Origin of the sequence: Archangium sp. (assembly GCF_036388035.1) — a bacterium.
GTDB lineage: Bacteria > Myxococcota > Myxococcia > Myxococcales > Myxococcaceae > Archangium.
Window position 1 is genome coordinate 1 of record NZ_DASVSO010000866.1, and the last position, 2,200, is coordinate 2,200.

General features: G+C 66.9%; 3 protein-coding genes. 2 read left to right on the top strand and 1 reads right to left on the bottom strand.

The genetic code is table 11. The features are described from left to right. On the bottom strand, positions 1–847 hold an 847-nt coding region (locus VF697_RS35710), incomplete at its 3' end, for a WGR domain-containing protein (protein ID WP_331102159.1). A gap of 343 nt (positions 848–1,190) precedes the next feature. On the opposite strand from VF697_RS35710, the gene VF697_RS35715 reads away from it, so the two are divergent. Then, the gene (locus VF697_RS35715) at positions 1,191–1,442 is read left to right on the top strand and encodes a hypothetical protein (protein WP_331102160.1); all 252 of its coding nucleotides are present in this window, start codon (positions 1,191–1,193) and stop codon (positions 1,440–1,442) included. A 228-nt stretch (positions 1,443–1,670) separates the two neighbouring features. After that, positions 1,671–2,200, top strand: a 530-nt coding sequence (locus tag VF697_RS35720) for an AMP-binding protein (RefSeq protein ID WP_331102161.1), incomplete at its 3' end; no start/stop codon positions are given.

Consider the following 2,200-nt stretch of genomic DNA (forward strand, 5'->3'; position numbering starts at 1 on the left):
CGAAGCCCAGGCTGGTGCAGGCATAGAGGCTCGACTCCTCCTGCCAGCCGAACATGACGTTGCCCTGGGTGGGACGGTGCCAGATTTCGCGACCGTCCTCCCAGTCGTACATGGTGAGGCCGCGTCCGTGGCCGTGGTACATGCCCAGCTCGTCGCAGCGCACCATCCACCCGTGGGTACCGACGCTCTGCTTCACCCACTGGGACTCGTCCTCGTGGTTGATGGCGGTGAGCTTGCCACCCGCGTCGGACACGCCGAGGACACCGTCCTTGATGTCCAGCCAGAAGATGTCCACGTCATCCGAGATGGCGTAGGCCACGCGCGGCACCTTGCCGCCGAGGTCATACACGCGGCCGTCGTCGCACCCAGCGTAGAGCCAGCGGTCATCGGCGACGATGCACTTCACACCATCGGCGAGGCGGAACTGGGAGAGCGTGCGGCCCTCGTGGTCCACCGAGTAGATGGAGCCACTCTCGTTGCCAATCCAGCAGCGCGAGTCGTCCACGAAGATGCCGAAGGCGCGGTCGCCCGAGTTGAACTTCCAGAGGAGCGGGGCCTGGGTCGCGTTGGAGCGGCCGCTGGTGATCTCCCGGCGGGTGACGGAGCGCTTCGCGCGCATGCCCAGGACAGCGGGGGCATAGCCCTTGCGGACCTTCTCGTTGATCTTCTTCCGGGCCTCGGCGAGCGCCTTCTCCGGGGTCGGGAAGCTGGAGACCTGCGTCTGGCCCTTGTCGCCGATGCGGCCATAGCGCACGGTGAGGGAGTTGCCCTCCAGCTTCACCTCGTAGAACTTGTGCGAGCCGCCACCGTCCTCGGACAGCTCCAGGTACGTCCGTTCCTCGGCCATTCTCAGGTCCCCCTGCTGACGCAGTACGCGCAGAGTAGTCCGAGGCACTGACATCGCGGAAGCCTCCCAAGCAGGAGCAACGAGGCACTCCACGCGAGGACTGGCATACGCCCCGCCCAATACCATCGCGTATCTTCTCCCCTCCTATGCACGAACCTGGATGCTTATGAGACTCCTCTTCCCTGCCCTTCTGCTCTCCACCTGCGTTCTTCCAGGCTGCGTATTGATCGAGCGCCTTGGGTATCACAAGTACCAGAAGGCGCAGATGGCACCAGCCGAGGAGGCAGCCAGCATCAGGTTCCCGGACTCCTACGAAAGTGGCGTCCGCCTGGATGGGGCCAGGATGAAGGCCCTCTCGGTGGCGATGAATGACTATCTCCCCGCCCATATCAAGCCCGAGGACCAGGAGGGACCCGAGTTCCAATGTCTCGCCCGGTGGGACACGTATCGGACGGTCGTGATGCAGGCCAACGACAACCTCTTCTTCGTCCTGCTCTCCCCGGACCTGTCGAAGTGCGCTCCTGGCTTCATCGTGCCTGACGCCGGGGCCGAGTACGCCATCGACGGGCAGGGTCGCATCCTCTCGAAGCGGTAGCGCAGAGAGCACGCACCTGCGCCTCGCTCCGAGCTGGGTCCGGCTACCAGAAGAACGTGGGCCGTGGGCCGTAGTCCCTCGCCCCTGGAGCGGCGGTGCATCGTCCACCGCGAGCACTTCGTGCCCGCCCCCCTGTCACACGTCCGACAGTGGCCCCTCTTACCACTGAGCCCGCGCGGTCGCGGGAGCATGGTAGGCCCAGGAGTCATCCTGAGTGGGAGCGCGCAGATGAAGGAGATCGTGGGGCAGGGACAGGTCACGCTCGCACCGGAGGGGCACCTGCTCCAGCCCCTGCTGGAGCACGCACGCCGCAACCCGACGAAGCCGATGTTCTCGCACCGCGTCGGCGACCGGTTCGAGTCACTCACCGCCGAGCAGGTCGCCCAGACGGTGCGCCGGCTCGCCCGGGGGTTGATCGCCCTCGGCGTCGAGCCGGGGCAGCGCGTCGGGCTGATGTCGAAGACGCGGCTCGAGTGGGTGCTGCTCGACTTCGCCATCCTCGCGGCCGGGGCCGTCACCGTCCCCATCTACGAGACGTCCTCCGCCGAGCAGGTGGAGTGGATCCTCCGCGACAGCGAGGCCGTGGCGGCCTTCTTCGAGACCGACACCCTGCACGGGCTCTACCGCCAGGTCGCGGACACGCTCCCGGCCTGCCGGAACACCTTCGTCATCGACCAGGCGGCGCTCGACCATCTCCAGCAGCGCGGCGGCGAGGTCGACGAGGCCCGCCTCGACGAGCGGCTGGCGCGGCTGAAGAC

Excerpts from the sequence above, each read along its gene's own strand:
- VF697_RS35715 (WP_331102160.1), top strand. The coding sequence starts at position 1,191 with ATGAAGGCCCTCTCGGTGGCGATGAATGACTATCTCCCCGCCCATATC.